Annotated in this window: 6 protein-coding genes; all 6 read right to left on the bottom strand. The window is 55.3% G+C overall.

Annotated elements, in window-relative coordinates:
* Positions 1-759 (bottom strand): threonine/serine dehydratase (locus B3C64_RS00035; RefSeq protein ID WP_291532862.1); only part of this gene is annotated, 759 nt, incomplete at its 3' end.
* 92 nt (positions 760-851) lie between these two features.
* Positions 852-2,063 (bottom strand): hypothetical protein, encoded by a 1,212-nt coding sequence (locus B3C64_RS00030; protein ID WP_291532861.1) that lies wholly within the window; start codon positions 2,061-2,063, stop codon positions 852-854.
* On the bottom strand, positions 2,060-2,758 hold the full coding sequence (locus B3C64_RS00025) for an ATP-binding cassette domain-containing protein (protein WP_291532864.1): 699 nt from the start codon (positions 2,756-2,758) through the stop codon (positions 2,060-2,062). Before B3C64_RS00025 ends, B3C64_RS00030 begins: the two co-directional genes overlap by 4 nt.
* Positions 2,759-2,763: 5 nt before the next feature.
* Positions 2,764-3,954, bottom strand: coding sequence for a hypothetical protein (locus B3C64_RS00020; protein ID WP_291532860.1), 1,191 nt, complete (start codon positions 3,952-3,954; stop codon positions 2,764-2,766).
* A 21-nt stretch (positions 3,955-3,975) separates the two neighbouring features.
* Complete coding sequence (locus B3C64_RS00015; protein WP_291532859.1) at positions 3,976-4,722, bottom strand: hypothetical protein; 747 nt, start codon at positions 4,720-4,722, stop codon at positions 3,976-3,978.
* A 165-nt stretch (positions 4,723-4,887) separates the two neighbouring features.
* Entirely contained in the window at positions 4,888-5,574 is a 687-nt protein-coding gene (locus tag B3C64_RS00010) for a response regulator transcription factor (protein ID WP_291532858.1), read from the bottom strand.
* Positions 5,575-5,788: the final 214 nt, after the last annotated feature.

Below are 5,788 nucleotides of genomic sequence, written 5' to 3'. Positions count from 1 at the left end.
CGCGAACGTCAGGTCGCCCGGACGCTTCACGGCCACGCCTTCGGCGGAAGTGCGTACTTCATCGGCGGGAACGACCCGGCCGGCGGACAGCGAGTTCTTCCATGCCGGGCTGCCTTCCGGAATCGCGCCGATCACGCGCACTTCCGGCTTGAACGTCTTGATGGCGAGCGCCACGCCGGCGCCCAGGCCGCCACCCCCCAGCGGCACGACCACGTCGGTGACGTTCGGCACGTCTTCGAGGATTTCAAGGCCGATGGTGCCTTGGCCGCACAGCACCTCGTAATCGTCGAACGGCGGCACGTAGATCATGCCCTCCTTGTCGCTGAGCTCCTGCGCGTGCGCGGCGGATTCGTCGAACACCTCACCGTAGAGGACCACGTCGGCGCCGTATGCCTTGGTGGCGTCCACCTTCAGCGGCGGGGTGATCTGAGGCATGCAGATGGTGGCCTTCGCTCCGCGTTCGCGTGCGGCATACGCGACGCCCTGCGCGTGGTTGCCTGCGGAGGCGGTGACGATGCCATGCGCCAGCTGTTCGTCGGACAGGGAGGCGATCTTGTTGTATGCGCCACGGATCTTGAACGATCCGGTGACTTGGAGATTCTCAGGCTTGAGCAGAATCTCGTGTCCGGTCATTTCGGACAGCACCGGGGACGGAATGATCTCCGTGTGGCGTGCGGTGCCGTTCAGTCGTTCGGCGGCCAGTTTCAGTTCAGCTGCGTGATCGCGCTGCAATGCTTTGAGAACCTCGTTTTGTTCCATGAACGCCATTGTAAGGTTGGCCGCGCACAAAATCGTTTTTCGAGCCGGAAGACGATTCATGCCAGCACATATCCCGCAATATGTTTTGTCAATCAACGATTTTTGAAATATCGGAACAGCTTCCGTTCCTGGACGGTCAACAATGCCAGGAACGTTCCGCCCAATGTTGCAAGCAATGCTCCGATAGGCACGCGTAGCATCGTATCCGCCAATACCGCCGCGTCGTCAGTAGTGTTGTCCGACCATATCCAAGCCAATATCGGACTTGACATGATGATTGCGCATGCCGCCCATGCAGCGGTCTCCATCATGATTTGCGCAATCACCGCATATTTCGGCACTCCGCAATGCAAGGCGGATGCTAATTCCAGACGCCGTAACCAAATCGCAGTCGCGCCAAGCATCAATCCGGCCACGGCGGCGATTGCGGGAGCCCATGCTGTGATACGTTGCCGATAACGCGCGGCAGGGTCAAAATCCGTGCTTTGACTGGTGTTGAGTCGCGAAATAACCGGTCTTTCTTCACTGTCGGCGGCATCCTCCACGGTGGCCAACCGTAGCAGGCTCTCAATGTTGTCCGGCACCGGCCACGCTTTGACCAGACAGGAATCGAATCGTTCCGCGTCGTTTGTCGGAACAGGTTCCAAAACGGCATATGAATATCCGCTTTTCCGGCCATCATCCGGCCACTGGTATATTCCGCCGATGTCAGCCGTGCCACCATTCTTAAGCGCTACGCTTTCGCCTGCCGTCGCCTGCAACGGCAACGCGGCTTCGGCGGAAAGCCAGATTCCGGTATGCGTATTTCTCGTGTTCCGTTTCGCATCGTTTGCCGTATTTGTGGCATGCATGTCGGCCGCGCCATCATTGGCGGAGCTTACGTCGCCGGTGGAATCAGTAAAAAAATCGATGGCTCCTTCCGTAACCTCAAATGCGGGAACGCCAGTGGACGGTAATGCCGCGAAAGTGATTTTGCCGCTTGCCTGTCGCACAGCGCCTGCCTCCCTCACCCCATCAAGCATCGATAACGATTCGCATGCCACCGGATTAATACGTTTCGCATATTCGATGACGTATGTCGATCCTCCAGACGATACGAAATCATCCACCTGCTTTTGGATGCGGGTGATTGTGATGAGATCGGCGCCGCAGAGCATCACAATCACGGCCATAAGCGTCATTGCGAAACCGCAGGCGTGTGTCGTGCCAGTGACGAGGTTTCGCCAGCATTCCGATAGAACGCCAGTCAATTGCATGGCGGGATGCGGATTACCGGTATCGCGATGCGTTCGTTTGATGGTCATGCCGGCACCTTCTCCGCTGAATCCGACTTGAAAGCATCCATGCAATCATCGGATTGATAATCGCGCAAGTCGATAAGATCGGTACAGGCATCACGGGTGCGCGGATCATGCGTGGCGACGACCACGATCGCGCCGGACATCGAAAGGTTGTTGAGTCTTTCGTTCACCGTAATCGCAGTAGACAGGTCCAATTGGGCAGTGGGCTCATCCACCAGCATCAGTCCTGCACCTGAGGCGATGCCCCTCGCCAGCATCAACCGCTGCGCTTCACCACCGGAAAGGTCTTTGAACGGCTTATCCGCCGCCTCTTCCAAACCAAATGCATCCATCAATTCCCTCGCGTGGAAATCAGCGTCGCGCCGGCACTCACCTTGCGCGATAAAAGGCAGCGACACATGATCCAATGCCGTACGCCGAGCCGCTCCATGCGGATTTTGCAGCACCCATGTCACACGGCCGCAATCAACGCGGCTCACGTCACCGGCATACGGCTTCGTCCACCCCGCGATGATGGACAACAGCGTCGATTTCCCCGAGCCGCTAGGTCCGACCAGCGCATACACTCGGCGTGGCCGCAACGTCAAGGTGAGATGGCGGAAAAGCATGTCTTCGCCAGTGGAGTCGAAGGCATGTCCGACATCGTTCAAATACACCGCCCGAGTCGGATGTGCGTCATAATGGCCGGTTCGTTCCATGTCGATCACCTGCAAGGATTTGGATTCGTCGGCTTTATTTCGACATTGTCAATACTGACGTTTTGCTCAAATCGCACCATGGTTTTCCCAAGCTGGCTGGAAACGATGGCAACCGGAACGGATTTACCGGAAGATACCACACATCCTTCATTCCCCGATGCGCGCACCACCGATGACGGAGGCACGGTAATCACATCGATCGGCTGTTTCAATTTCCAACGATACGACACATTCACCGTGCCGCCACCGCCCTCCGATAATGTTCCTGAGCCATTCGCCGATGAGGTAACGGCGTTCCCGGAAAGCGTAGCCAAGCGATATTCCGAACTCGACATGACGGCTGCCAGCAGCGCGGAATCCGTAAGTTCGGCGGCATCGGCGGGCACGTCGAATGCGGTGTCGCCAATGGTAAGAATACGATCTCCCGCAAGTCGCTGAGCATCGTTGACCGGCAGCGTCGCTTTGACGGGCACGGCGGCAGACACAAACACCGCCTGCCCTATGGTGGTTTGCTGTCCGACTGCGATGGAGCAGGAATCGACGGTCAATGAGTCAGCAGGCAACCACATGAACGTGCCAGGCCCAATCGTCCATTGTGATTCAACTGTGAGCCGTTTCGCCCCGACACTGTCGGCGAGCGCATTGTAAGCGGTGATGGTATCCCATGTCATCGTGTCGGAATCAGGCGCGGCATACCCCAGATTGCGCAACGCCTGATTCAGCGCCCAAGCGTCAGCACCTTTCATTCCGCTGGTCAATGCTCGATACATCGGTGTTTGCGTGTGCAGCGCGACCAATGGCGTCGCATCCACCGATGCCAGTGTGCCACCCGAGGAAATCGTCATACCGGGAACGCATGTCGAAGCGGTCACTGTTCCGGATACAGGCGACGTGACCGTGAGAGCCGAGCCGACGCTCACGGATAACGTCACCGATTGTGAATCGTCAAAAGACGCAGAGCTCACATGTATGGAACCGGCGTCCACCGTGGATTCCAAAGATGGGGGAATTCTCGCCTGCGAAAGTATGAAGCCGCAACCTAATCCCACAGCGAGCATCGTGCATGCCAGCAGCACGATAATCGATGCGGAGACCATGCCACGAGCGGACTTGCGTTCGGCGCGGTGAAACCACCGTTTTCCGATTTGCCGAGTGCTTGGCATCCTGCGATCCGGTTGTGTATTTTTGCCATTCATCGGCGAACTCCCCCTACTCCGTTATTCAGAAGTCTCCGTCTCGCAGGCGAACCATTGCTGAGCCTCTTCGCTCTCCGTATCTTCATAATATTTGCCGAAAGGAGTATCCAGCAATGGGTCGCGGCCAGAGGAATCCGGTTTGGCTTCCATTATCTTCTGGTACTCCTCATAGGAAAGATCAGCGTCAAGAAGTCCATGCCGTTTACGGCAATCAAATATCTTGCGCTTCGAATCGGCTTCGCTCACATGGTTTGGATTTGCGTGAATCTCCTGATCCAACGGAATGAGCTCGTAGTATCCCGTTTTCGTACGGCATTGATCGACATGCTCATTCAATTGGTCGGGGGTATATTGCGAGAACTGGTCCGACACCGACTCGCTGCCATCCTCTCGAGAGTAGCTGGATGACAAATCATACTGCGCCAGACATTTATTGTAGGATTCCTGGAATTCCTCGATTTCCGCATCTGTGATCGTGCCGTCACGAAGAATTTCACGAACTAAATCACTATCGGTACGAGAATACATCCGCTGTATTTCGGTACGCCAAGGATTAGTCGTTTTATCCGTCGATGCGGCACCGTTCGAACATGATGCAAGAATCAATACGGCAAGACAGAAAACCGGTATCGCATGGAATCGTCTTACCATAGCTTTTTCCAGTTCGCCCCATAGCTGTACTGCGAGTACAGATTTGTTGTGGGCGCGACCGAATTCACGCCATTGCCCTTCCACGAACCGTACCGCATGACTTGGAAACCGCCGCATATCGTTTTCCTAACATCACACCACATTGTGCTTCTCCTTCTAACTTGGTTCCAGCCTCATTGCCGGGACCTTAAACACTTACGAATATAAGAAAAACCATGCGTCAACACGCTTGATACTCTTGGTGGTGTAGTTCCTTCAACTACATCGCGATTCTCGATTCCACTATGAACGCTCACCGGTCCATAATGCTACGGCCTCCGCCGCGGTACGCACATGAAGCTTCGCCTTGGCACGGGCCAGAAGCGAATTAACCGTGGATTCCTTACATCCCATACTCTGCGAAATCCGTTTATTCGTTAATCCCCGAGATTTAAAGGCAAGGGCTTCCTGCTCACGTATGGACAACAGACGTCTAGCCGTTCGGACGCTCTTCCTTACGCGCAGATGCGCAACCGACGAGGTCTCGAAACCACCTCCCCACGTACCGCCGCATGCCACACTCACGATTGCGGATCTCAACACATTCCAATCGCTCTTGCCGACAATACCTTGCGCTCCAGCAGAAATAGCCTCACGCTGATATGTCTGCGTAGGAAACGACGTCACTATCAATAATCGGATCTTTCCGGTACGTCGACGTATCGCATAACACACATCGGCACCGGATAATCCTCTTGATTCCGGTCCCAATGCCATATCCACGAGCATCATATCCGGAGCATGATCGGTATCCATAGCCAAACTCAATGCCTTTTGAGCAGCCGTGGCCGTCCAGAGCACTGAACCAGCGCCCGACGAGTTGATGATACGCGTCAAACCGTCAATCGCGAATGGATCATCATCAAGAATTGAAAAGCGGTGCGCCTTCGTCGCATCCGTCATGGCAGAAATGCCTTCGTTTTTCCCCATTTTGCGACTCCCCTGTCCCAAAAGCTCTCCGTTGCCTAGTATAACGGAAAAATGGCTCCCCCTCATATTCCCACACATATCGCGGCCCAAAAGACCAAAGCGTTTGACCGCTATGCGCGGCTGAACGCTTTGGTCATGAATCATACGATGCTTAATCGGAATCAAACCAATGTCGAATGCGGCTCAATCAGAGTTGAATCACCATTCCTTCCCA

This window comes from Bifidobacterium sp. UBA6881 (assembly GCA_002451435.1).
GTDB lineage: Bacteria > Actinomycetota > Actinomycetes > Actinomycetales > Bifidobacteriaceae > Bifidobacterium.
Note: the sequence above shows the minus strand (reverse complement) of the source record. Positions and strands in the feature narration are given on the sequence as shown.